Source organism: Burkholderia sp. AU16482 (assembly GCF_002223285.1).
Taxonomy (GTDB): domain Bacteria; phylum Pseudomonadota; class Gammaproteobacteria; order Burkholderiales; family Burkholderiaceae; genus Burkholderia; species Burkholderia semiarida.
On the sequence record NZ_NKEY01000008.1, the window covers coordinates 106845 to 128980 of the forward strand.

The window sequence follows — 22136 nt, forward strand, 5'->3', positions numbered from 1 at the left end:
GGAAACCGGGCCCCGCCGAAACGCGGGGCCCTTTTAATCGGAGATTCGCAACATGGCCAAGGTTCTCGTTCTTTACTACTCGTCCTACGGGCACGTCGAAACGATGGCGCAGCACGTCGTGGAGGGCGCGAAATCGGTGCCCGGCGTCGAGGTCACGCTCAAGCGCGTGCCGGAAACGATCCCGGCCGACCAGGCCCGCGCGATCGGCGTGAAGGTCGACCAGGCCGCGCCGGTCGCCACGGTGGACGAACTCGCCGACTACGACGCGATCATCTTCGGCACGCCGACCCGCTTCGGCAATATGGCCGGGCAGATGCGCACGTTCCTCGACCAGACGGGCGGCCTGTGGATGAAAGGCGCGCTCGTCGGCAAGATCGGCAGCGTGTTCGCGTCGACCGGCACGCAGCACGGCGGCCAGGAAACGACGATCACGTCGTTCCACACGACGCTGCTGCATCACGGGATGGTGATCGTGGGCGTGCCGTATGCGTGCAGCGGGCTCGTCAACATGAACGAAATCACCGGCGGCACACCGTACGGCGCGACGACGCTCGCCGGCGCGGACGGCAGCCGCCAGCCGAGCGCGAACGAACTCGACATCGCGCGCTACCAGGGCAAGCACGTGGCGGAACTCGCGAGCAAGCTCGCGTCGTAACGCGGCGGGCTCGCGCCTCCCGAGTCGCGCCCACGAACGAACGGCGCCGGTTCGACCGACGCCGTTCGTGCTGTGCGACGCTGTCGACCGTTACTGGCCCGAAGCCGGCGCGGCCGGCGCCGCGGGCGCCTTCTGCACCGCGTTCTGCGGATAGTTGCTCTGGTCGCCGGTCAACCGGTAGCCGCTGCCGGTGCCGATCGCCTTCAGGTCCGACGCGTGCCGCGCGCGGGCCGCCTTGCGCGCCGCCTTCTTCTGCGCCTTGTCGAGCTGCTTCTGCGTCGGCGCGGGCGCAGCGTCCTGCGCGTATGCCGCCGGCGCGGCGGTCAACAACAGACCGAACGACGCCGCTGCTGCTACTGCCACCGAAACCACGCGAGACTGCTTCATGACCGATCTCCTTGTCGATTGTTGAGTGTGGGTCGGACACCGGCGCGCACGCGACGGCCTGCGACAACGGCACCGATGCAACGTTAGCCGATCGCTGCGCAAATGTCCGTGTGCGTTCCTGAATTCTTCTGATAACGCCAACGATACATGCGTACCGAATGCGCCGCGCGTTCGGCCTGTCGTGCGCGCCATCGGGGAAACCGATAGCCCGTGGCCCGCCGGCGCTCAGATCCAGCGCGACAGCACCGGCAGCAGGATCGGCACGACGAATGCCGTCAGCACGCCGTTCAGCCCCATCCCGAGCCCGGCGAACGCGCCGGCTTCCTCGCTGACCTGGAACGCGCGCGCGGTGCCGATCCCGTGCGACGCGACGCCGAGCGCGAAACCGCGCACGGCCGGCTCGTCGACCTGCAGCAGATTGAGGATGCCGCGCGCGCACACCGCGCCGAAGATCCCGGTCGAGATCACGAGCACGGCGGTGAGCGACGGAATGCCGCCGATCTCGGCGGCGACGGCCATCGCGATCGGCGTCGTCGCCGATTTCGGCGCGAGCGACGCGATCGTCTGGTGCGACGCCCCGAACAGCGCAGCGATGCCGACCGCCGACACGATCGCGGTCAGCGAGCCCGCGAGCAGGCCGACGAGCAGCGGCAGCGCGGCGCGCCGCAGCTTCGACCACTGGCGGTACAGCGGCAGCGCGAGCGCGACGGTCGCGGGGCCGAGCAGGAAATGGACGAACTGCGCGCCTTCGAAATACGTGGAATACGGCGTATGCGTGAGCGTCAGCAGCACGACGATCATCGCGACCGCGATCAGCACCGGATTCGCGAGCGGATTGAAACGCGCCCGCGCATACATGGCCTGCGCGAACAGATACGCGACCAGCGTGATGGTCAGGCCGAGCAGCGGGCTCGCGGCGAGATAAACCCAGATCGCGCCGAGTTTCGGGAAGGCCGTCATTGCGCGCCCTCCGCGGTGCCGCCCGCGCGGCGCTGGCGCCGCAGCAGCGCGCGCGTGACGAGGGCCGTCACCGCGATCGCGAGCGTGGTGCTGACGGCCAGCGCGACGACGACCGCGACCGCGTCGCCGCGCACGCGGTCGGCCGACACCATGATGCCGACGCCGGCCGGCACGAACAGCAGCGACAGGTGACGCAGCAGCTCGAGCGCGGTCGGCTCGATCGCATCGGCCGCCTGCGGGCGCAGCATCACGAAGCCGAACAGCAGCAGCATGCCGATCACGGGGCCCGGCACCGGCAGGCCGAACAGATAGGACACGCCTTCCCCGAGACACTGGAAGATCAGCAAGACCGCGAACGCCTGCAACATGAACCGCTTCTCCCGAACGTGGCCGCGCTAGCGTACGGCTGCGCGGCCGATGAACCGGCGGCTGGCGACGCCGGCGTGAACGATACGCGCGATCGTACCAACAATGCCGGCGGCGCGGCGCGGTCGTGCGATGGCGCGCTCGCCATGCAGCCGTTTCGCACGACGCGCTGCCGGTATGGGCGACACCCCCCATGCAAAAAACGGCGGGCACCTGCCCGCCGTCCTGTCGCTCAGCTTCGAACGCCTGCCGATCGCGTTACTTCAGCCGCGTCGCGATTTCGTTGGCCATCGCCTTCGTCGCGGCTTTCGTCGGCGCATCGTCGGCCAGCGCGTTCAGCAAACCGAAGTCGTGAATCGTGCCGTCGTAGCGCGTGGTCGTCGCGTCCACGCCGGCCGCGTCGAGCTTGCGGCCGTACGCCTCGCCTTCGTCACGCAACACGTCGAACTGCGCGACCTGGATCAGCGCGGGCGGCAGCCCCCTCAACTGCGCGACGCTCGCGCGCAGCGGCGACGCGTAGATCTCGTTGCGTTGCGCTTCATTCTTCGTATAGGCGTCCCAGAACCACTTCATCATCGGCCGCGTCAGGAAGTGGCCCTGCTGGTACGCGTTGTACGAGCCCGTGTTGAAGTTGTGGTCCGTGACCGGCCACATCAGCCCCTGGAAGCGGATCGCGGGGCCGCCCTTGTCCTTCGCCATCAGCGCGACGACGGCCGACATGTTCCCGCCGACGCTGTTGCCGACCACCGCGAGGCGGCTGCCGTCGACGCCGATCTCCGCGCCGTGCGCGGCCACCCATTTCGTCGCCGCATACGCCTGGTTGATCGCGACCGGGTAACGCGCTTCCGGCGACGGCGTGTAGTTCACGAACACCGCGACGGCGCCCGACTGCACGACGAGATCGCGCACGAGGCGCTCGTGCGTCGGGAAATCCCCGAGCACCCAGCCGCCGCCGTGGATGAACACGAATACCGGCGGCGTGCCCGTCACGCCTTGCGGGCGCACGATCGTGACGGGCACCGACACGCCGTCCTGTTCGATCGTGCGGTTCGACACGTCGATGCCGGACAGATCGACCTTCACGCCGTTCTGCGCGTCGACCAGCACCTGGCGCGCCTTCGCGGGGCTCAGCGTCTCGAGGCCCGGGCCCTTCTGGCCGTTCAGCGCGGCGAGGAACGCGCTCGTCTTCGCATCGGGACCGACGGCATCGGCGCCCGCGGCGAACGCGGCAGGTGCGGTGGACAGTGCGGCTGCCACGGCGGCAGCGATCAACAGCGGCTTGACGATCTTCATGGTGCAACTCCTTGGTCGAATCTTCGAATGGCGATGGATGGTTGGCACTGCGATTGATCAGACGAGCGTGAGCGTGACGTCGATGTTGCCGCGCGTCGCGTTCGAGTACGGGCAGACGACGTGCGCGCGATCGATCAGCGTCTGCGCGACGTCGCGATCGAGGCCCGGCAGCGAGATCTTCAGTTCGACTTCGATGCCGAAGCCGTTCGGGATCGCGCCGATGCCGACGCTGCCTTCGATCGACGCGTCCGCGGGGATCGCGATCTTGTCGCGCGCCGCGACGAACTTCATCGCGCCGATGAAACACGCGCTGTAGCCGGCGGCGAACAGTTGCTCGGGGTTCGCGCCCGCACCGCCCGCGCCGCCGAGTTCGCGCGGCGTGGTCAGCTTCAGGTCGAGACCGCTTTCGGGCACCGTCGCACGGCCGTCGCGGCCGCCGGTGGCTTTTGCATGGGCGCGGTACAGCACTTTTTCGATCGACATGACAGACTCCTTTTCCATAAATGAATGAAACAGCCTTCGAACCGGGGGTCCGCGTGCCGGCGGCTTCTCCGCCGGCATCGCGCTTATTTATCTACTCATAGATAGATAAACATTCCCAAAAAATGCAGGCGGAAGATTCACCTGCGCCAATCATCTATCTACTACATGATAGATAACGTGATCCAATAAAAGGCGGCGAACCGCCCGACTGCTTGCGCCGTCCGTCAGGACCGCGTTTTCCAGACGGCCTCGACGTCCTCGAGACGCGCCCGCGTGTGAAACAGCCGGCTGGCCAGCACGCTGCCCTGGAACGCCGCGTACAGCGTGCGCGCCGCGGTTTCTGGCTCGCCGCTGAACTGCAGCGTGCCTTCCTTCGCGCCTTGCGCCAACAATGCCGCGAGCCAGCGCTCGTTGGCCGTGAAGAACGCCTGCACAGCCTGCCGCACGTTCTCCGGCAACGTTTCGATGTCGGACGCGAGCATCCCGCACAGGCAGATCAGGTTGCCGTCGCCGAGCGTGCGACCAAACATCTTCGTGTACAAGCTCAGCTTCACGTCGGCCGGCAATGCCGGATCGATCGCCCGCACGGCCGCGAGGACTTCGTCGCTGTAGGCCGCCACCGCTTCCAGCACGAGATCGTCCTTCGACGGGAAGTAGTAGTGGATGCTCGACGTCTTCACGCCCACCAGGTCGCACAGGTCTCGATAGCTGAAGCCGTTGTAACCGCGCTGCATCATCAGTGTGATCGCGTGGTCGAGAATCTGTTCGCGGACGGTCGGTTTCGTTTCCATGGGTCGAACTTTATCTACTCATAGATAGATAGTCAAGCATTTTTTTAAGGGCGTGATGGCCCCTCCTTCGAGCCCGACGCGCAAGGCCGGCGCCGTTCGCCTGGCCGGCGCGGCTTACAACCGGCCTGCAGCACGGTCGAATCGATGCGACACTTGAAACCGGGCCATGCGATCGCAACGTCCATCCCCGGGACGGACGTGCCGGCACACGATGACCGCATCGCATCCGGCCCCGCCATCATCGGCCCGCCCGCTGCGTCGGGCCGCACAAGGAGAACAAGTCGATGTATTCGTGGTTCGAACGGCGCCTGCCGACTTTCCCGCTCGAGGATCCCGTCACGCCGCCGAAGGGATTCTTCTCGTTCGTCTGGGCGTGCACGAAAGGCGCGCGCGGCTGGATCCTGCTGATCGCGCTGACGTCGGCCGCGCTGGCCGCTTACGAAGCCGCGCTGTTCGCGATGATGGGGCACGTCGTCGACTGGCTGTCGTCGTCGACACCAGCCGACTTCGGCGGCCGCCACTTCGGCACGCTCGCCGGTTTCGCGGCGATCCTCGCCGGCAGCGCGCTGCTGATCGCGCTGCATACGATGGTCAAGCACCAGGTGCTCGCGATCAACTTCCCGATGCGGCTGCGCTGGCTGTTTCACCGGCTGATGCTCGACCAGAGCCTGTCGTTCTACGCGAACGAATTCGCAGGCCGCGTGACGACCAAGATCATGCAGACCGCGCTCGCGGTACGCGACGCGCTGTTCATGTCGGTCGACGTCGTGATCGGCGTCACCGCCTACCTGATCGGCATCCTCGTGCTCGCCGCGAGCTTCGACTGGCGGCTGATGATTCCGCTCGCGCTGTGGGCGCTCGGCTACGGCGCGGCGTGCGCGTATTTCGTGCCGCGCCTCGGTGCGGTCGGCAGCCGGCAGGCCGACGCGCGCGCGCTGATGACGGGCCGCATCACCGACGCGTATTCGAACATCACGACCGTGAAGCTGTTCTCGCATACGCGGCGCGAAGCCGACCATGCGCGGCGCGCGATGGAAGCGTTCAAGGCGACCGGCGATGCGCAGATGCGGCTCGTCAGCGCATTCGAGATCGTCAACCACCTGCTGTCGACGCTGCTGCTGATCGGCTCGGCCGGGCTCGCGCTGTATCTGTGGCTGCACGGCGAGGCGAGCGCGGGCGTCGTCGCGGCCGTGATCGCGATGGCGCTGCGCCTGTCGAGCTATTCGCACTGGATCATGTGGGAAATGACCGAACTGTTCGAGAACGTCGGCACGATCCAGGACGGCATCAACACGCTGACGAAGGTGCGCAGCGTGGTCGACGCGCCCGATGCGAAGCCGCTTACGGTACCGCGCGGCGAGATCGTGTTCGACAACGTGCAGTTCGCGCACGAGGACAACGATCGCCCGGTATTCGACGGGCTGAACCTGACGATTCGGCCGGGTGAGCGGATCGGCCTGATCGGCCGCTCGGGCGCCGGCAAGTCGACGCTCGTGAACCTGCTGCTGCGCTTTTACGACGTGAACGGCGGCACGATCCGGATCGACGGGCAGGACATCGCGCATGTGACGCAGGACAGCCTGCGCGGCGCGATCGGCATGGTCACGCAGGATACGTCGCTGCTGCACCGGACGATGCGCGAGAACCTGCTATACGGCCGGCCCGACGCGACCGAGCAGGAGATGCACGACGCGGCCGTGCGGGCCGAAGCGTCCGAGTTCATCGAGCGGCTGCGCGATCGGCACGGACGCAGCGGCTACGACGTCGAAGTCGGCGAGCGCGGCGTGAAGCTGTCGGGCGGCCAGCGGCAGCGCGTCGCGATCGCGCGCGTGATGCTCAAGGACGCGCCGATCCTCGTACTCGACGAAGCGACCAGCGCACTCGACTCCGAGGTCGAAATCGCGATCCAGCGCAGCCTCGACAGCCTGATGAGCGGCAAGACGGTGATCGCGATCGCGCACCGGCTGTCGACGATCGCCGCGATGGACCGGCTGATCGTGCTCGACGAAGGGCGCATCGTCGAGGAAGGCACGCACCGGCAATTGCTGCAGGCGGGCGGCATCTATGCGGCGCTGTGGGCGCACCAGAGCGGCGGGTTTCTCGGGGAGACGGCGGACGCGGAAAGCGTCGCGCAGTAGGTCGGCCGCCCTGGCGACATGGCGGCGCTTCGATCATCGCTCGTCGGACGAACCGAGGGCACAATGCGTACCCCCGTCGCTCCAGGGTCAATGCAACGTCGCGAACAGCAGGTTCAGCCCTTCCGAAATAATCGGATGACCGATGATCGCATCGCGCACCGCCGTGTACGGCAGGCCGCCGAGCATCGCCATCTGGACTGCGGTCGTCACATCGCCGGCGCCCGTGCCGACCATCGTGAACCCGAGAATCGCGCCGGTGCCCGGATGCACGAGCGCCTTCATGAACCCGCGCGTGTTGCCGTCGGTGCGCGCCCGCGGCACGGAAGCCATCGGCAGCTTCGCGACCCGGACGTCGATCTTTCGGGCATTCGCGTCCGCTTCGTTCAAGCCGATTCGGCCGAGTTCCGGGTCGATGAACAATGCATAAGGGATGAGACGTTCCGCGGTGCTCGCCGGCCGGCCTTCGATACCGGCTTTCAGCACACGGTAGTCGTCGAACGACGCATGCGTGAACATCGGCGTGCCGGCGACTTCGCCGATCGCCCACGTGCGCTCCGCCGTCGTCGCGAGCCGATGGTCGACCTTGATGAACCCGCGCTCGTTCGTCTCGACGCCGGCCAGCTCGAGCCCGATGCCGGCCGTCTGCGGCGTGCGCCCGGTCGCCACGAGCACGTGCGTACCTTCGATGGCACGGCCGTCGGCCAGCCGCACCGTGACGCGCTCGCCGCTTTTGCCCTCGACGCCGACGAGCCGCGCGGCGAGTTCGAGGCGAATGCCATCGTCGGTCAGCGCCCGCTGAATGACCGTGCTGACGTCCTCGTCTTCGCGCATCGCAACGCGCGGCGTATCGCTGACGAGCGTGACCGCGCTGCCGAGCCGCCGAAACGCTTGCGCCATCTCGAGCCCGATATAACCGCCGCCGATGACGACCAGATGCCCGGGAAGCGTCGTCAACCGCAATGCCTCCACGTGCGTGAGCGGCTGCGCATCGCGCAGCCCCGGCACGTCCGGGCTCGACGCGACCGTACCCGTGTTGATGTAGACGTTCTCGCCCTCGTAGATCGTTTCGGCCCCGTCAGCGCCGCGCACCGCGATGGTTCGCGGCGCGACGAACCGCCCCGTCCCGATCACGAGTTCGAGACCCGACTGCTCGAATGCGCGGCGATTGACGTCGACCATCCCGTTCACGACCGAGGCGACATACGCGGAAACGCCCGCCATGTCGGCCGTCACGTCTTCCTGTTGCGCCGCATCCCGCCACGCATGCATCGCGCGTGCACGGTGTATCAGTGCCTTGCTCGGGATGCACGAGCCGCCGATCATCCCGCGCTCGATCACCGCGACGCGCTTGCCTTGCCGGGCCATCTCCATCGCAAGCGATTTTCCGCCCTTGCCGCCGCCCAGAAACAGGTATTCGACTCGTTTGACCTCTGCCATGCTGCTCTCCAGGTTCCGTTTGTCCCGCTCGAAGTGTGTGAGTCGCGCGCGTTTCCGCGTCACGACTGCAGAAAGGCGAGCAGATCCGCATTGACGCGATCGGCATCGACGACGCACATGCCATGCGATGCGCGTTCATACACCTTCTGCGTCGCATGTAGCGGTGCTCGCTCAGAAGCCTTCGAGCACGATCTTGCCCTTCGCGCGCCCGCCTTCCAGCAGCGCGTGCGCGCGCCGCAGGTTCGCCGCGTCGATCCTGCCGAGGTGCTCACCGACGGTGCTCTTGAGCACGCCGTCGTCGATCAGCGTCGCCACGCGGGCGAGCAGCGCGTGCTGACGGTCCATGTCGGGCGTGCGGAACATCGAGCGCGTGAACATGAATTCCCAATGCAGTGAGATGGCCTTGCGCTTGAGCGGCATCGCATCGAGCGTGTCCGGATCGTCGATCAGCGCGAGCTGGCCCTGCGGCTTCAGTACATCGACGATCTGCGCGTAGTACGTGTCGGTATGCGTGAGGCTGATCACGTGGTCCACGTGGTCGATGCCAAGCGACTTCAGTTGCGGTTGCAACGGCTGGCCGTGATCGATCACGTGGTGTGCGCCAAGCTCGGCGACCCACGCGTGCGTGGCCGGCCGCGATGCCGTGCCGATCACCGTCAGCGCGGTCAACCGGCGCGCGAGTTGCACGAGAATGGATCCGACGCCGCCGCCCGCGCCGATCACCAGCACGCTCTGCCCGGCGCCGCCGCGCTCGGCGATCTTCAGCCGGTCGAACAGCAGTTCCCACGCGGTAATCGCAGTCAACGGCAGGGCCGCAGCGTCGGCAGCGCCCAGTGTCGTCGGGCGGCGGCTTGCAATCCGCTCGTCGACGAGACCATATTCCGCGTAGCTGCCGGGCCGCGTGATGTCGCCCGCATACCAGACCTTGTCGCCCGGCGCGAACAGCTCGACGTCGCTGCCGACCGCCTCGACCGTTCCCGCCGCGTCCCAGCCGAGAACGCGCGGGCCGCTCGGCTGCACGCCGAGCCGCAGCTTCGAATCGACCGGGTTGACGGCGATCGCGTCGATCCGCACGAGCAGATCGCGCGCGCCGGGTGTCGGCACCGGCAGCTCCGCGTCGTACAGCGACGCCGGATCGTCGATCGGTACGCCGGCCTTTGCATAAACGATGGCTTTCATCATTGGCTCCTTGAAGAGGGTGAGCGACGCGGTCACGCGCCGCGCAGGAATTCCGCGACGTGCGCGACATACGCGCTCGCATGCTGGAACAGCGCGCCGTGGCCTGAATTCGGATAGACGATCAGCGTCGCATCCGGCAGCCCCTGCGCGAGCACGAAGCTGTTCGCGGTGGGGATCATGCGGTCGTCGTTGCCGTTGGTCACGAGGGCCGGCTGCTTGATCCGGCCCAGCTTGCCTGCCACGTCCCCGCTCCAGTTCGCCCACGCGATCATCGCCTGCAGCTGGGCGGACGCGACTTCGGGGCCCGCCGGCAAATCCGGCTCGGCGGTGCGCGCGGCGAGGCGGTCGACGAATGCGGCGGCGGCCGTCTGGCCGGCGGGCGTTGCCGGGAAAAACAGCCGCTTGAGCTTTTCGCTCATCGGCATCTCGCCGTCCGTGTAGATCGCGAGCAGTTCGGGCCGATCCATCCCCGCCCCTTCGCCGCCTTCGGGCGCGGTGCCGGACAGGATCATCCGCTCGACCTGCTCCGGTCGCGCGATCGCGATGTCCTGCGCGAGAAAGCCGCCGAGCGAAAATCCGAGGATATGCAGCCGGTCGATCGACAGGGCGTCGACGAAGTGCAGCACGTGCTGCGCCATGTGCGCGATCGACGTCGGAACCTGTCCGCCGGAGCGGCCGACGCCGGCGTTGTCGAACAGGATGATTTCGCGATCGCGCGCCAGCACGTCGACGATCGCCGGATCCCAGTTGTCCAGCGTGCCGGTGAAATGCTGAAGGCACAGCAGCGGCCGCCCGCCCTTTTCGTTGCCGAAGCGGCGATACGCGTAGCGCACGCCGGCTGCATCGATGTAGCGGGTCGTAGCGGCGGATGATGCAAATTGCGTCATGATGGGTTCCCTCGATGGGCGCGCGACGCGCGCCGTGGTTCACGCTCAGCTCAGCGCGATGTCATGCAGGTCGATCGATACGACGAGCGGTTCCGGCACGGCCTGCCCGTCGGCTGCACGCGGGTAGATGCGCCGCTTCGTCGGGAAGCGGATCCCTGAAACGGTCACATAGTCGCTGACGTAATGCGCGCCCGGTGTGTTGCCCGCGATTTCGACGTCGTAGTCGAGGCGGCGCACGAGGCCGTCCGGCCCGACGTAGATCGTCTGCGCCTTGCTGAACACTTCGAGCGTGTCCGGGTAGTGCACGCGAATCCGGCGCCACGCTTGCCCGTGTTCGTTCCAGATGCCGTCTTCTTCGCAGCGCACACCGTCCCATGCAAGCACGAACGGCGCGTTCAGGTACGTCCACATCGCGCATCCGGCGAAAAACGCCAGTTGAAGCTCGTCCCACGGCGTCTCGAGCGTATGCCCGTCGAACGACCGGCGCGGCTCTTCGCGCGCCGCGAGCACATGGCCGGCCGAATCGAGCAGCGCAATGCGCTCGCCGGTGAATTCGCTGCGCGCGGCTGACGCACCGAACGGCGCGTGCGACGCCCATTGGCGATCCGTCGCGACGGTGACCGTGGTGTCGTCGAGCACGCCGGCGTGACCTTTGAGGCCCCACAGCGCACCGCCTTGTACGAGGCGCGCGCGCACCTGCCGAAACTTGCGCCACTGCACAAGCCCGCCGTGGGCGTCGATGATGGATTGGGCGATCGCGTTCATGCGGAAGCTCCCGTGGGTGCGGAATTCATGGTCAGTACCGCGCGGAACCGGACGTCCGCGCGCATCATGCGGTCGTACGCCGCTTGCGCGTGCTCGAGCGGGAACGTTTCGATCATCGGCCGCACGTTCTGCAGCCGCGCGAACGCGAGCGTCTCTTCGTTGTCCGCCACCGTTCCCGTCAACGCGCCGACGACGGAGCGGCCACCGAACACGAGGTCGACCGCATTCACGGCGATCGGCTCGCCCGGCACGGCAACGACGATCAGCTTGCCGCGTGCGGACAGCCCCGCGACGGTGTCGGCCATGCCCGAGCCGGTCGGCGCCGTGCCGAGCACGACCTTCGCCCCGCCGAGCGCGCGCAGCGCGGCGGCGACGTCCTCGGTGCGCGCATCGATGTAGCGATGCGCGCCGAGCTGCGCAGCAAGCACGGCCTTGTCGGCTCCGCGCGCAATCGCGACGGTGTGAAAACCCATCTTGTTCGCGAATTGCACGGCGAGATGGCCGAGCCCGCCGAGGCCATGGATGGCGACCACGTCGCCGGCCCGCGCGCCGGCATTGCGCAGCGCGTTGAACGTCGTCAGCCCCGCGCACAACAGCGGCGCGGCCTCGGCCGCATCGAGATCGTCCGGCACGCGCACGAGCCCGCGGGCTTCGGCCAGCATGATTTCCGCGTAGCCGCCGTCCGTCGTCATCCCGGTGATGACCGGGTTCTCGCAGTTCACGATGTCGCCGTGCCGGCACGACGGGCACGTGCGGTCTTCGCCGGCGAGAAAGCCGACACCGACGCGCTCGCCGAGCCGCCAGCCGGACACCCCTTCGCCCAGCGCGTCGATTCGGCCGACGACTTCATGCCCCGGTACGCGCGGCGGCGCGCCATCCGGCGCTTCGCGCTCCACGGTTGCACTGTCGGAATGGCATACCCCGCAGGCTTCGACGCGAATGCGCACCTGCCCCTGTGCCGGCGCGGGAATCGGGCGCTCGACCAGTTCCAGTCGCCCGGGCGCCTTGACTACCGCCGCGCGGTAAGTCGCTTGATTCGTCATGATTGCCTCGTTATTCGAAACGGAAGTTCGACAGATCGACACCCACGATCAACGGAGCGGGCAGCGCTACGTTCGCGTCGGTACGCGGATAAATCCGGAAGCGCGTCGGCATCCGGATGCCTTGCACGTCGACGTAGTCGCTGATGTACCGCGCAGCCGCGTTGCGCCCCTGGATGTCGACCTCGTAGTCGTGCCGGCGCAGCAGCCCGTCCGCGTCGAAGTAGAACGTCTGCACGGCGCTATGCGTCGCGATCTCCGGCGCGAACTCGACACGCAGCCGCCGCCACGGCAGCCCGTCGACCGTCCACGGCGCGATTTCGCGGCTGCGAACGCCGTCGTGGCGCAGCAGGAACGGCGACGTCAGATACGTCCACATCGTGTAGCCGGCGAAGTACGCCAGCTGTGCGTTGGACCACGGCGTCTCCATTTCGTAGCCGTCGAACGATGCGCGAGGAGCGTCGAGCGTATCGACGACGGTCCCGTCGTCGCGCCGGATCTCGACGCGCGAAGGCGTGTAGACCGAGTGGTCCGTCGTCGGAGCGAACGGGGCATGCGATACACGCTGCTCGTGCAACTGCACCGTCACGCGCGAATCGGTGAGCACGCCGTCGCGCTGCTTCAGCGCCCAGATCGCGCCCGTGTGATGCAACTGCGCCGATACGCTGCGAAAGCGCTTGAAGCGCTCCATTCCACCTGCCGCGCGAATCGCCAAATCAATCAGATCTTCCATTTGTCATCCTAAACAATAAAAAACGACTTCTTCATTCCTTCATTGCGTGCGCGATCAGCCGGCGTGCACGCCGACGAACGCCGCGATGTGTCTGGCGCAAGACACCGGATACTCGAGTTGCGGCCCGTGCCCGGTGCGCGGCAGCGTCACGAGATGCAGCGTCGGAAGCTGGCCGTTGAGCGCATACCAGTTCTCCACCGGGAACACGATGTCGTGATCGCCGCCGACATGAAGCACCGGAATCGACGTCGAGCGCAGCGCATCGAGCACGGCATCGACCGGGAAGGCCGGGTTTCGCGGGCCGTCGCCGACCTGCTCGCCGGCCCACGCAACCGGCACCGCCGGGCTCAGGTCGACCTTGCGCCGCGCGACGCGCGCGGCCGCTTGTTCGGCCGCCGTGCGGCTCGCGGCGGAGGCCGGCTCGAAGAACAGCGTGACGAAATCCTCGAAGTCGTTTTCGCGCTTCGCCATCGTGTAGAACAACGGTTCGCCGGCCTTGACCAATTGGCCCGGCGGTGTGGTCGCGATCAGCACCGCGTGCGTGACGAGCTGCGGCGCTTTCGCGAGCACGATCTGCGCGGCCATCCCGCCGACCGACCAGCCGCCGATCACCGCCTTGCCGAGCTTGAGCGCGACGATCAGGTCGATCGCGTCCTTGGCGAGCGACGCGGGATGATAGGTTCGCTCACCGCTCGACTGCCCGAGGCCGCTGTAGTCGAAGATCGTGACCTGGAAGCCCTGCTCGGCGAGACTGTCGAGGAACAGCGGATCCCACGTGTCCATGGTTCCGCGAAAGCGCACGCACAGCACGAGCGGCGTGCCACTGCCGAACGTGCGATACGCGAGGCGTCGACCATCGACGTCGACGAACTGCGTTCTGGCGCCGAGGCTCGGACTATCGTTTTCCATCAGTTCTCCCGTCGTTCGAAACAAACCACGTAATGGACATGCCGGTCGCGATGACGCGGCCCGAACGCACCGCTGCCGCGCCCGTATGCCGCACTGCCGCCCATTCAGCCCCCTGCGAGCGCGCGCATCACCCACTGCACGAGTTCGCGCGGATCGAACGGCTTCTCCAGCACGCACAATGCGCCGAGCCGTCTCGCTTCGAGCGCCCGGCGCGCGCTCGGGTGCGCGGTCACGAAGATGATCGGCACGTCGCAACACCCTGCGCGCAGCACGGCGAGCAACTCGATGCCCGACATCCCGGCCATCTGGATATCGCACACGATGCAGTGCGACGTCCCGTTCGCGCCGTGTTCGAGAAACGCCTCGGCCGACGCGTACAGCCTCACGCGCACGCCCATCGAGCGCACGAGCGATTCCAGCGACTGTCTCATCGCCAATTCATCGTCGATGATGCAAACCGTCTTGTCGTGCACAGAGTGTCTCGCGTGACGCCACGCTCGCTGGCAGGGCCGGGAACGCAACCGGATTTCGGACAGCGTACCGACCGCCCCCTGTGCCGGCAATCATGCCGAGGTATGGTGCGGTCGATACCGACCGTACCCGCTCGCGCGTCACCAGCCGTCCGCGCTAGCGGACGACGCGGGTGCGACTGCCGCGGCATGGATCATCCTGTCCCAGTTGCACGGAACGGTGCGGCCGCGCCCCCTCGGCCGATACACGCGATCGCCCGGCTTGATCGGCGCACCGGTCAGCACGCAGCGTGACGCGGTTCTCGCGGTCACGCAATGCCACAGCTGTTCGCCGAAATGCCCGTACCTCGGGTCGCTCCAGCGCACGCTGACAGCGGTATCCGACAGAATCTCGACGATCCTGATCCGCGACGCCGCCGGCGCGGCGGCCTCGCGCGCGCCGTCATTGCGCTTGCCGCGCACGCGCCGCCGATGCGAGCCCGGCGCGCCCGCCGTTCTCGACGGATCCAGCAGGCCCATCAGCGCGCGTTCGAATACATCGTCGTATGCACACGTTGGCTGCGTCATCTCTACCGTTCCCCTCGCATTGAACGCGCATGCGCGGCTTGCGCAATCGGCCCGTCGCATCGACGCATCGCGAACATCGCCTCTTCGCTATCTCCGCGCCGCGCGCTTCACTCACGTTGGAATCGAGTCTAGAGGAACGGTTTTCTGCGATCCATCAGACCGTGGTCGATGCCCTCCCATACCAAAGTCTGACCGTCGCGCCGGCCTGCATGCGCCCGCGGTCACGGTCAGCAACACGCAGCGATCTGCTTTATAGTTGCAAGTACATCGAAGTCGGACGCGCACGTCGTTCGTCGTCCCGATGCTTCACTTCCGGTCATCCGGTTTCGCGCCGCGCGCGAGCCTCAGCGAGCACCACGTCCCCATGTCCACGTCCGCAGCCCCGACGATCGCCCCGCCTGCCGACCCTCATCCCGCGGAAAGCGAGCTCTTCCTGTCGGCGCCGATACCGATCCTGATCGAAGACTGGTCGCGCGTTTATCGCGCGGTGAAGGAACTCAAGATGGCCGGGGTCTCCGATATCGACCGCTATTTCGACGAGCATCCGCAGGCCGTCGCCCGGTTGCGCGCGCTGCATGCGTTCGTGGCGGCCAACGACGCGGTGGTGCAACTCTTCGACGCGGAGTCGAAGGAACATTTCCTGCAGCACGCGGAGATCCTGTTGCCGGCCGACCGGCTCAGCAACAGCGCGGTGCTGCGCGCGATCTACGAAAATCGGATCGCCTGCCAGGGCGAGCGCACGCTGGTGACGTTCAAGGGGCGCCGCGTACCGATCGTATGGCGCTGCTCGCTGCCGAAGCACGAGGACGGCTACCGGCGCCTGCATTTCTATGCGTTCGACGTGACCGAACAGAAGGAGAACAGCGACCGGCTCGCGGTATTGCGCGCGGAAGCCGCACGCGCGGCCCGCGTGTCGCTATTTGCGGAGATGTCGGCCTCGATCCTGCATGAGGTCAGCCAGCCGCTGTCGGCCGTCGGTTCGTCGGCCGAAGCGGCGTTGCGCTGGCTCGAGCGCGACGAGCCCGACGTCGCCGAAGCCGCTGCCGCGATCACGCAGGCCGCCCGGTGGGCACGCGACGCGACGGAGATCTGCCGCAAGATTCGCGGCTTCATCGGCAAGGCGCCGGCGAAGTGCGTCGACTTCGCGGCCGCCGACGCCGTGCACGCTGCCCTGTTCCTGATCGGGCCGGAAGCCGCTGCACGCAACGTTCGTGTCGACAGCGACATCGATGCCGACGCACACCTGTTCGCCGATCCCGTGCAGGTCCAGCAGGTGCTCGCGAACCTGATGATGAACGGCATCCAGGCGATCGAAAGCGGCCCGTCGCACGCGCGCACGCTGACGGTCTCGGCCAGGCTGAGCGGCGCCGAAGTCGTGTTCGACGTATGCGACACGGGGCCGGGTATCGAACAGCAGTCGATCGATCAGCTTTTCGAGCCGTTTTTCACGAGCAAATCCGACGGCATGGGAATGGGCCTCACGGTCGCACGCTCGATCGTCGACGCCCACCACGGGCGCATCTGGGCACGCGGCGAACCGGGCGCCGGCTGCTGCTTCTCGTTCGCGCTGCCGGCCCGCCCGCGCACGACCGACCCGGCCGCATGACGCTCGCCGCGCGCGGCGTCATGTCGCCAGTTGCACGCCGATCACCTCGGACTTGCGCACGAGATCCGCAAGCGACGATGCATTCATCTTGCGCATCACCGATGCGCGATGCTGCTTGATAGTGATCAGGCTCAATCCGAGATGCGACGCGATCTGCTTGTTCAGCGCGCCGCTGACGACGTACGCAAGCACTTCGCGCTCGCGGCGCGTGAGCAGCTCGAACGACTGCCGCAACTCGTCGTGCGTGTCGTTGCGGACTCGCCGTGCCGCATCCAGCGACAGTGCGAGGTTCACGGCGTCGATCAACTCGTGGTCGGTGAACGGCTTCACGAGAAAATCGACCGCACCGCCCTTCAGCGCCTTGCGACACACTTCGACGTCCGCGAACCCGGTTATGACGACGATCGGGATCGATGGCCGGTCCGACGCCTGCTGAAACATCAGCCCGCTCTCCCCGCGCAGCCGCACATCGAGCAACAGGCAGCTCGCGACATTCTCCCTGTGCGTCGCGCGCAGCTCGGCGGTACTCGCGAAGGTCACGACGCGCAGGCCCAGCGATCGCAACAACGTATCGAGCGATGCGCGTATGGCCGGATCGTCGTCGACGACGTATACAACAGCCGTCGAATCGTCTTTCATCGCTGCATCTGACATATCCTGCGCCCCAACCGTCCGTTCAGTTTCATCATCGCGAACCACGTGTCGCCCGATACGGTGCCGACGACGAGCGCCGACCCGGCCACCCGCTAGGCCGGTCGCGCCCCGCACAGCGCTTCGCTGATCCGCGCCACTTCGGCGGTTGCGACGTACGCGTCATGCGGCGCATCGGCACGGCGTGCCTACCCATGCCGGGCACGCTTCGCGCGTGCGGCAACGCAATCGGCGACCGGGCGCGTCCGTGCGGCACACACGGCCGGTTCCAGCCTGGCGACATGACGCGGGCTACCGAGGACGGTTCACAAAACCGTGGGCGGACGAGCGTGCGGTCCGCTGTTGACGAGTCGTCGGTTCGGCTTGCCCGAGCAGGTACCGCCCGAAGAACATTCTATTGACGATGGGCGCGCGTGGAGGGACGCAGTTCCCTCCTTTCGTGCCATGATGTTGCAGCGCGGGATCCGGTATCGGCCAGCCGCGCTCAGTCGGTGTCCGTGTGTTCCGGCTTGCGCTGCCGCCGCAAGGCCTGCGGCGGATGGCCGAACGCGCGCACGAACGACCGCCTCATCCGCTCGGTATCCGCATAACCGGTTTCCCGTGCGATCGTGTCGATGGTCCACGACGAACTCGTCACGAAATCCCGGGCCGTTTCGAGCCGAATGCGCTCGACTGCCTTTGCAGGCGTCAGGCCGGTTTCGTCCTTGAAGCGGCGCGTAAACTGCCGCTTGCTCATCCTCGCCACGTCGGCCAGCTTGTCGACCGTCAGTTCGGTGCCGAGATTCGCCCGGATGTGCGTGATGACGTCGTGGATCCGATTGCTGCGTGCCGGATGGTCGATCAGCACGGACGATTGCGGCTGCGACCCCGAGCGCCTCCAGCGCTCGAGCACCAGGTCTTTCGCAACCTGCAACGCGGCGTCCGGGCCGAGATCCTCTTCGAGCATCGCGAGCGCCATGTCCATGGCCGTGCTCATTCCGGCCGAACTCCACAGCGCGCCGTCGCGCACGAAGATGCAATCGCTCTCCACCGATACCGCAGGGTAGCGATCCCTGAACCGGTCGAGAAACGCCCAATGCGTCGTTGCACGGCGCCCGTCCAGCAGGCCCGCCTCGGCCAGCAGAAACGCACCGAGGCAAATCGACGCCATGCGTTCGACCTTGCCGGACAGATCGACCAGCAGTTCGCGCATGCGGTCCGTGAGCGGCGGCGTCGACAGCGAAGCGCCGACGAATACCGTGTGCAGCTCCGACAGCCGCGCTGGTTGAGTCGATGCGCACATCCCGAACGACGCCTCCACGGGACCGCCATCCTCCGAGATCACGCTCACTTCATAGAGCGAGCGGCCGGCGCGGAGATTGGCGATGTCGAACACGGACAACGCGAGCAGGCTCATCACCTGAAACTGAGGGACGACGACAAGCCCAATGCGACGCATACTGACCTCACGCGAATCGACCCCGCCGGCGCATACCGGCGGGGCCACAACAAACAGAAAATCGGGCATGCTGCGGGGATCGCGGCATGCCAACCGGCACTCCGGCGATGCTACAAGATTTTCGGGACAGAAAAGAATGGCCATGCAGCGCACATGGCCGAGCGTTCGGCCCGTCCCGTCGCACGACGACTGCCAGCAGGCGCGAGCCGGCCGCGAACGCGAGCCGCGCAACGCGCGGCGCGGTCAGCGGCGATTTCTCCGACGGCTCGAGCACCACGCTGTTGCCGGCCGCGAGCGCCACGCGAGATGCACGTGTGCGCGTCGTTCGTCCAGGGCACGACGTCGGCCGCGATCGCGCAGTCGATGGGGCGCAAGACGTCCACCGTCGATACGTACGCGAAGCGCGCGTTCGCCAAGCTCGGCGTCAATTCGCGCCGGCAACTGATGACGCTCGTCCTGAGAAACGCGTCGCGGCGCCACGACACGTAGGCCCCGCGCGAGACGCCAACCCGTTGCGCACGCATCCATCGCCGCGCGCCTCATAACGATCCGACAATTTATTGGTTCCCTCGACGATGCGCGGTCCGTATCGTTCACCGATTCGTCAGACCAATTGACCAACGGGGGAATCCAATCATGAAACAGATCCGGTCATTCGCGCTGCTCGCACTGCCGGCCGCGCTCGCCACCGCCGGCGCCCACGCACAAAGCAGCGTCACGCTGTACGGCATCGCCGACGCGGGCATCGCGTACGTCCACAACGCGCAGAACGCGAACGGCAGCAACGCGTCGAGCCTCGTGAAGTTCAGCAGCGGCAACCTGTCGGGCAGCCGCTGGGGGCTGCGCGGCATCGAGGATCTCGGCAGCGGCCTGTCCGCGCTGTTCCAGCTCGAGAACGGCTTCAACATCGGCACCGGCGCGCTCGGCCAGGGCCAGCGCGAATTCGGCCGCAAGGCCGTCGTCGGCCTCGCAAGCAGCACGTTCGGCACCGTGACGCTCGGCCGCCAGTACGATCCGGTCGTCGATCTCGTGCAGGGCCTCACGCAGGACAACTACTTCGGCGGCGTGTTCGCGACGCCGGGCGATCTCGACAACTACGACAACAGCCTGCGCGTCAGCAACTCGGTGAAATACACGAGCCCGCTGATCTCCGGCTTCCAGTTCGCGGCGCTGTACGGTTTCGGCGGCGTCGCGGGCGCGACCGGCAGCGGCCGCACGTACAGCTTTGGCGCGAGCTATGCGAACGGGCCGCTGTCGCTCGGCGCCGGCTACTTCTACGCGAACGGCGGCACGACGGTCGCGAACAGCGTGCGCACGTGGTCGAGCAGCTCGGACACGCTGTTCAACACCGTGATCAACCAGGGCTTCTCGAGCGCGAAGTCGATCCAGATCGTGCGCGTGGCCGGCCAGTACGTGGCCGGGCCGGCGACCTTCGGCCTCGCGTATTCGAACACGCAATACGGCGCGGACACGCTGTCGGCGTTCAGCCAGAACGCGAAGTTCAACAACGGCTCGGCGTTCTTCAACTGGCAGTTCTCGCCGGCGCTGCGCGCGGGCGTCGGCTACAACTACACGTCGCTGACGGGGCCGGCTTCCGCGCACTACAACCAGGTCAACCTCGGCGCGGACTATGCACTGTCGAAGCGCACCGATCTGTATACGCTGTTCGGCTATCAGAAGGCGAGCGGCAACACGCTCAACGCGAGCGGGGCGACCGTGAAAGCGGCCGCGTCGGTCGGCTCGTACGGCGTGAACTCGGGCACCGATACGCAGGAACTCGCGATCGTCGGCATTCGCCACAAGTTCTGATCGTCCCGTCGCACGACGCTCGCCGACATCGCGGCCGGCACGCACCTGTACCGGTATTTCGAACGCGATATCGCGCGGCCCGACGTGCCGCATGTCGCGGCGTGGTACGAACGATGGAAAGCGCGACCCGCATATCGCACTCGCGTGGTGATGCCGTTCGACGATTCGCGCGGCAAGCTTGCCTGAGCAGGCGACACACCGGCAGCATCGTCGCGTCACGCGCGCCCCGCTTGCCGGCTTCCCGCCGCGGCCAGGCATACCGCGGCGGGTTCGAAGCCATTACATCGATTCGCGCCGGGCGAGGTAGTGGACAGCCGCTGCCGTGATCCCGAATACCAGATGAGCGATCAGCGTGATCGCGCCGCGAACCGGGATGAACCACGGAAAGATCGCCGTGAACCCGTACAGGTTCACGCCATACAGGAGGAGCCCGAACGCGCCGCCCGCGAACAGCGCGGCCACGAGCGGCGAACTGCGGATCAGCCGTGCCAGCACGGCCGCATAGACGAGCGAAAGCGCCGCATGCACGAGCGTCGCCACGCCCATGACCAGCGGATCGAAGCCGCCGGACGCGGCGAGCACGCTTGGCCCCATCACGATCGCGGCCGTGAGCCGCGCATCGCGCAACAGGTTCCGGACGGCGTCATCGCCGGCGATGGCCCAGAGCAGCAACTCGATGACGGTCGATCCGACCGCCGCGCCGAACGCTGCCCAGAGAACCGGCACCACGCGCGCTTGTTTCAATGCTCGTCCTTATGGCGGGGAAATCGATGCATCGAGCGAAGCCGCCGTGCAAACCGGTCCGCTACGCCCCTTCGCAGTCCGACCAGTACGCAAACGGATCGCGATGTTTCGGATAGTGCTCATCGAGCCATTTCAGCAGCGTCGCCCGCGCATTGTCCATGTCGGCCTTCAACGACGACGTCGTCAGTTCGTGCAATTCGACGGATTTTTCCCGATCGATCACGAAGCAGTTCCAGTCGGGGCCGTCGAGATCCGGATCGTCGGACGCCTTCGACGACTTGCTCCAGCCGAAACGCTTGCGCGCATCGATGTAGTAGCGCGGATGCACCTTCAAATACGACATCTCGCCGCCCTGCAGGCTGCTCTCGGCGCGCAGCACGTCGCGCTCGTCGACGATCTGCGTGACTTCCGGAAGCCGGCGCGAACGCCATCCGGCAGGCAGCGTCGCCACCGCGCGGACGCTGTCGTACGTGCCCCACTCGAGGCCCCACGCTTCGGCCATGCGCTTCATGAACGCGTCGGCGCTCGGATAACCGCGCAACTGGATGCGGGTCGACAACGTGACTTCGACGCCGCGACCGCCGGATGCGCTCGACACCTCGTCGTCCGTTGCGAACGGATTGCCCGGACGCGGCGATTCGCGCTTCGCGTCCGTGGGCGCCAGGCCGGAAAAAAGTTGATCCAGCGCCGCACGCGCTTTCGACGATTTGTCTGGTCTATTCATCGGTTCCCTTTTGTGCAAATTTGAACCCGTATTGCAATAATTGGTGATCGCCCTGCCATCGGGCAAAGGCTCGATTCCGCTTCACTGTTCCGCTTCACCGCGGC

General features: G+C 66.8%; 24 protein-coding genes and 3 pseudogenes. 6 read left to right on the top strand and 21 right to left on the bottom strand.

The features are described 5' to 3' along the window. Positions 1-52: 52 nt before the first annotated feature. On the top strand, positions 53-655 hold the full coding sequence (wrbA, locus tag CFB35_RS29915) for an NAD(P)H:quinone oxidoreductase (protein ID WP_059579387.1): 603 nt from the start codon (positions 53-55) through the stop codon (positions 653-655). A gap of 90 nt (positions 656-745) precedes the next feature. On the opposite strand, the gene CFB35_RS29920 is transcribed toward wrbA, so the two are convergent. The 6 genes from CFB35_RS29920 to CFB35_RS29945 all read right to left on the bottom strand — a co-directional run bounded on the left by CFB35_RS29920 (position 746) and on the right by CFB35_RS29945 (position 4935). Further along, the gene (locus CFB35_RS29920) at positions 746-1042 is read right to left on the bottom strand and encodes a hypothetical protein (protein WP_059579389.1); all 297 of its coding nucleotides are present in this window, start codon (positions 1040-1042) and stop codon (positions 746-748) included. 225 nt (positions 1043-1267) lie between these two features. After that, the gene (locus CFB35_RS29925) at positions 1268-2002 is read right to left on the bottom strand and encodes an LrgB family protein (RefSeq protein WP_089465975.1); all 735 of its coding nucleotides are present in this window, start codon (positions 2000-2002) and stop codon (positions 1268-1270) included. Next, positions 1999-2370: a CidA/LrgA family protein gene (locus tag CFB35_RS29930; RefSeq protein ID WP_060967232.1), complete on the bottom strand. Its 372-nt coding sequence runs from the start codon at positions 2368-2370 to the stop codon at positions 1999-2001. The genes CFB35_RS29925 and CFB35_RS29930 overlap by 4 nt, the downstream gene beginning before the upstream one ends. Before the next feature lie 256 nt (positions 2371-2626). Next, complete coding sequence (locus CFB35_RS29935) at positions 2627-3661, bottom strand: alpha/beta hydrolase (protein ID WP_089465976.1); 1035 nt, start codon at positions 3659-3661, stop codon at positions 2627-2629. A 57-nt stretch (positions 3662-3718) separates the two neighbouring features. Beyond that, positions 3719-4144: an organic hydroperoxide resistance protein gene (locus CFB35_RS29940; protein WP_059579400.1), complete on the bottom strand. Its 426-nt coding sequence runs from the start codon at positions 4142-4144 to the stop codon at positions 3719-3721. A 224-nt stretch (positions 4145-4368) separates the two neighbouring features. Next, positions 4369-4935 carry a TetR/AcrR family transcriptional regulator gene (locus CFB35_RS29945; RefSeq protein WP_059579403.1) on the bottom strand — a complete coding sequence of 189 codons (567 nt, stop codon included), beginning with the start codon at positions 4933-4935 and terminating at the stop codon, positions 4369-4371. Positions 4936-5219: 284 nt separating this feature from the next. Here CFB35_RS29945 and CFB35_RS29950 point away from each other — a divergent pair, with 284 nt between their 5' ends. Continuing rightward, complete coding sequence (locus CFB35_RS29950) at positions 5220-7073, top strand: ABC transporter ATP-binding protein (RefSeq protein WP_089465977.1); 1854 nt, start codon at positions 5220-5222, stop codon at positions 7071-7073. An 87-nt stretch (positions 7074-7160) separates the two neighbouring features. Here CFB35_RS29950 and CFB35_RS29955 read toward each other — a convergent pair whose 3' ends face one another. The 10 genes and pseudogenes from CFB35_RS29955 to CFB35_RS30000 all read right to left on the bottom strand — a co-directional run bounded on the left by CFB35_RS29955 (position 7161) and on the right by CFB35_RS30000 (position 15060). Next, the gene (locus tag CFB35_RS29955) at positions 7161-8510 is read right to left on the bottom strand and encodes an FAD-dependent oxidoreductase (RefSeq protein WP_089465978.1); all 1350 of its coding nucleotides are present in this window, start codon (positions 8508-8510) and stop codon (positions 7161-7163) included. Positions 8511-8569: 59 nt separating this feature from the next. Continuing rightward, positions 8570-8665: pseudogene (locus CFB35_RS35530) on the bottom strand (alpha/beta hydrolase); the annotation flags it as partial. Positions 8666-8681: 16 nt separating this feature from the next. Then, on the bottom strand, positions 8682-9689 hold the full coding sequence (locus tag CFB35_RS29965; protein WP_059579634.1) for a zinc-binding alcohol dehydrogenase family protein: 1008 nt from the start codon (positions 9687-9689) through the stop codon (positions 8682-8684). A gap of 32 nt (positions 9690-9721) precedes the next feature. Continuing rightward, entirely contained in the window at positions 9722-10576 is an 855-nt protein-coding gene (locus CFB35_RS29970; protein ID WP_059579412.1) for an alpha/beta fold hydrolase, read from the bottom strand. A 45-nt stretch (positions 10577-10621) separates the two neighbouring features. Then, on the bottom strand, positions 10622-11341 hold the full coding sequence (locus CFB35_RS29975; RefSeq protein WP_059579415.1) for a hypothetical protein: 720 nt from the start codon (positions 11339-11341) through the stop codon (positions 10622-10624). Next, a complete protein-coding gene (locus CFB35_RS29980; protein WP_059579417.1) occupies positions 11338-12384 on the bottom strand; it encodes an alcohol dehydrogenase catalytic domain-containing protein in 1047 nt (348 codons plus the stop codon). The genes CFB35_RS29975 and CFB35_RS29980 overlap by 4 nt, the downstream gene beginning before the upstream one ends. A gap of 10 nt (positions 12385-12394) precedes the next feature. Further along, positions 12395-13114 (bottom strand): hypothetical protein, encoded by a 720-nt coding sequence (locus CFB35_RS29985; protein ID WP_059579419.1) that lies wholly within the window; start codon positions 13112-13114, stop codon positions 12395-12397. Positions 13115-13168: 54 nt separating this feature from the next. Further along, entirely contained in the window at positions 13169-14023 is an 855-nt protein-coding gene (locus CFB35_RS29990) for an alpha/beta fold hydrolase (protein WP_089465979.1), read from the bottom strand. Positions 14024-14127: 104 nt separating this feature from the next. Next, positions 14128-14454: a response regulator transcription factor gene (locus CFB35_RS29995; RefSeq protein WP_230951164.1), complete on the bottom strand. Its 327-nt coding sequence runs from the start codon at positions 14452-14454 to the stop codon at positions 14128-14130. Positions 14455-14634: 180 nt separating this feature from the next. Next, a complete protein-coding gene (locus CFB35_RS30000) occupies positions 14635-15060 on the bottom strand; it encodes a DUF3331 domain-containing protein (protein ID WP_059579427.1) in 426 nt (141 codons plus the stop codon). Positions 15061-15316: 256 nt separating this feature from the next. Between CFB35_RS30000 and CFB35_RS30005 the strand changes: the two genes are divergently transcribed. Continuing rightward, on the top strand, positions 15317-16666 hold the full coding sequence (locus tag CFB35_RS30005) for a sensor histidine kinase (RefSeq protein ID WP_179231814.1): 1350 nt from the start codon (positions 15317-15319) through the stop codon (positions 16664-16666). An 18-nt stretch (positions 16667-16684) separates the two neighbouring features. Here CFB35_RS30005 and CFB35_RS30010 read toward each other — a convergent pair whose 3' ends face one another. From CFB35_RS30010 to CFB35_RS34735, 3 genes and pseudogenes are all read right to left on the bottom strand, one after another. Next, complete coding sequence (locus CFB35_RS30010) at positions 16685-17320, bottom strand: response regulator transcription factor (protein WP_089465981.1); 636 nt, start codon at positions 17318-17320, stop codon at positions 16685-16687. A 481-nt stretch (positions 17321-17801) separates the two neighbouring features. Beyond that, complete coding sequence (locus CFB35_RS30015) at positions 17802-18755, bottom strand: GlxA family transcriptional regulator (protein WP_060310008.1); 954 nt, start codon at positions 18753-18755, stop codon at positions 17802-17804. Positions 18756-18960: 205 nt separating this feature from the next. Continuing rightward, positions 18961-19053 (bottom strand): annotated as a pseudogene (locus CFB35_RS34735) (aldehyde dehydrogenase family protein); the annotation flags it as partial. 14 nt (positions 19054-19067) lie between these two features. On the opposite strand from CFB35_RS34735, the gene CFB35_RS30020 reads away from it, so the two are divergent. From CFB35_RS30020 to CFB35_RS35735, 3 genes and pseudogenes are all read left to right on the top strand, one after another. Further along, positions 19068-19244 (top strand): LuxR C-terminal-related transcriptional regulator, encoded by a 177-nt coding sequence (locus CFB35_RS30020; RefSeq protein ID WP_185723038.1) that lies wholly within the window; start codon positions 19068-19070, stop codon positions 19242-19244. A 147-nt stretch (positions 19245-19391) separates the two neighbouring features. Beyond that, positions 19392-20564: a porin gene (locus CFB35_RS30025; protein ID WP_089465982.1), complete on the top strand. Its 1173-nt coding sequence runs from the start codon at positions 19392-19394 to the stop codon at positions 20562-20564. A gap of 21 nt (positions 20565-20585) precedes the next feature. Continuing rightward, positions 20586-20750: pseudogene (locus CFB35_RS35735) on the top strand (glutathione S-transferase); the annotation flags it as partial. Between the two features lie 93 nt (positions 20751-20843). Here the strand turns inward: CFB35_RS35735 and CFB35_RS30035 are convergent. Then, a complete protein-coding gene (locus CFB35_RS30035; protein WP_089465983.1) occupies positions 20844-21308 on the bottom strand; it encodes a sodium:proline symporter in 465 nt (154 codons plus the stop codon). A gap of 61 nt (positions 21309-21369) precedes the next feature. Further along, on the bottom strand, positions 21370-22032 hold the full coding sequence (locus tag CFB35_RS30040) for a hypothetical protein (protein WP_059579449.1): 663 nt from the start codon (positions 22030-22032) through the stop codon (positions 21370-21372). Between the last annotated feature and the right edge of the window lie 104 nt (positions 22033-22136).

Bases quoted from the DNA above. Each gene is read 5' to 3' on its own strand.
- CFB35_RS30010 (WP_089465981.1), bottom strand. From the start codon at position 17,320: ATGTCAGATGCAGCGATGAAAGACGATTCGACGGCTGTTGTATACGTC.
- CFB35_RS29925 (WP_089465975.1), bottom strand. From the start codon at position 2,002: ATGACGGCCTTCCCGAAACTCGGCGCGATCTGGGTTTATCTCGCCGCG.
- CFB35_RS30015 (WP_060310008.1), bottom strand. From the start codon at position 18,755: ATGCGTCGCATTGGGCTTGTCGTCGTCCCTCAGTTTCAGGTGATGAGC.
- CFB35_RS29955 (WP_089465978.1), bottom strand. From the start codon at position 8,510: ATGGCAGAGGTCAAACGAGTCGAATACCTGTTTCTGGGCGGCGGCAAG.
- CFB35_RS29985 (WP_059579419.1), bottom strand. From the start codon at position 13,114: ATGGAAGATCTGATTGATTTGGCGATTCGCGCGGCAGGTGGAATGGAG.
- CFB35_RS29980 (WP_059579417.1), bottom strand. From the start codon at position 12,384: ATGACGAATCAAGCGACTTACCGCGCGGCGGTAGTCAAGGCGCCCGGG.
- CFB35_RS29940 (WP_059579400.1), bottom strand. From the start codon at position 4,144: ATGTCGATCGAAAAAGTGCTGTACCGCGCCCATGCAAAAGCCACCGGC.
- CFB35_RS29935 (WP_089465976.1), bottom strand. From the start codon at position 3,661: ATGAAGATCGTCAAGCCGCTGTTGATCGCTGCCGCCGTGGCAGCCGCA.
- CFB35_RS30040 (WP_059579449.1), bottom strand. From the start codon at position 22,032: ATGAATAGACCAGACAAATCGTCGAAAGCGCGTGCGGCGCTGGATCAA.
- CFB35_RS30025 (WP_089465982.1), top strand. From the start codon at position 19,392: ATGAAACAGATCCGGTCATTCGCGCTGCTCGCACTGCCGGCCGCGCTC.
- CFB35_RS29975 (WP_059579415.1), bottom strand. From the start codon at position 11,341: ATGAACGCGATCGCCCAATCCATCATCGACGCCCACGGCGGGCTTGTG.
- CFB35_RS29990 (WP_089465979.1), bottom strand. From the start codon at position 14,023: ATGGAAAACGATAGTCCGAGCCTCGGCGCCAGAACGCAGTTCGTCGAC.
- CFB35_RS29965 (WP_059579634.1), bottom strand. From the start codon at position 9,689: ATGAAAGCCATCGTTTATGCAAAGGCCGGCGTACCGATCGACGATCCG.
- CFB35_RS29950 (WP_089465977.1), top strand. From the start codon at position 5,220: ATGTATTCGTGGTTCGAACGGCGCCTGCCGACTTTCCCGCTCGAGGAT.
- CFB35_RS29970 (WP_059579412.1), bottom strand. From the start codon at position 10,576: ATGACGCAATTTGCATCATCCGCCGCTACGACCCGCTACATCGATGCA.
- CFB35_RS29995 (WP_230951164.1), bottom strand. From the start codon at position 14,454: ATGAGACAGTCGCTGGAATCGCTCGTGCGCTCGATGGGCGTGCGCGTG.
- CFB35_RS29930 (WP_060967232.1), bottom strand. From the start codon at position 2,370: ATGTTGCAGGCGTTCGCGGTCTTGCTGATCTTCCAGTGTCTCGGGGAA.
- CFB35_RS29920 (WP_059579389.1), bottom strand. From the start codon at position 1,042: ATGAAGCAGTCTCGCGTGGTTTCGGTGGCAGTAGCAGCAGCGGCGTCG.
- CFB35_RS29945 (WP_059579403.1), bottom strand. From the start codon at position 4,935: ATGGAAACGAAACCGACCGTCCGCGAACAGATTCTCGACCACGCGATC.
- CFB35_RS30000 (WP_059579427.1), bottom strand. From the start codon at position 15,060: ATGACGCAGCCAACGTGTGCATACGACGATGTATTCGAACGCGCGCTG.
- wrbA (WP_059579387.1), top strand. From the start codon at position 53: ATGGCCAAGGTTCTCGTTCTTTACTACTCGTCCTACGGGCACGTCGAA.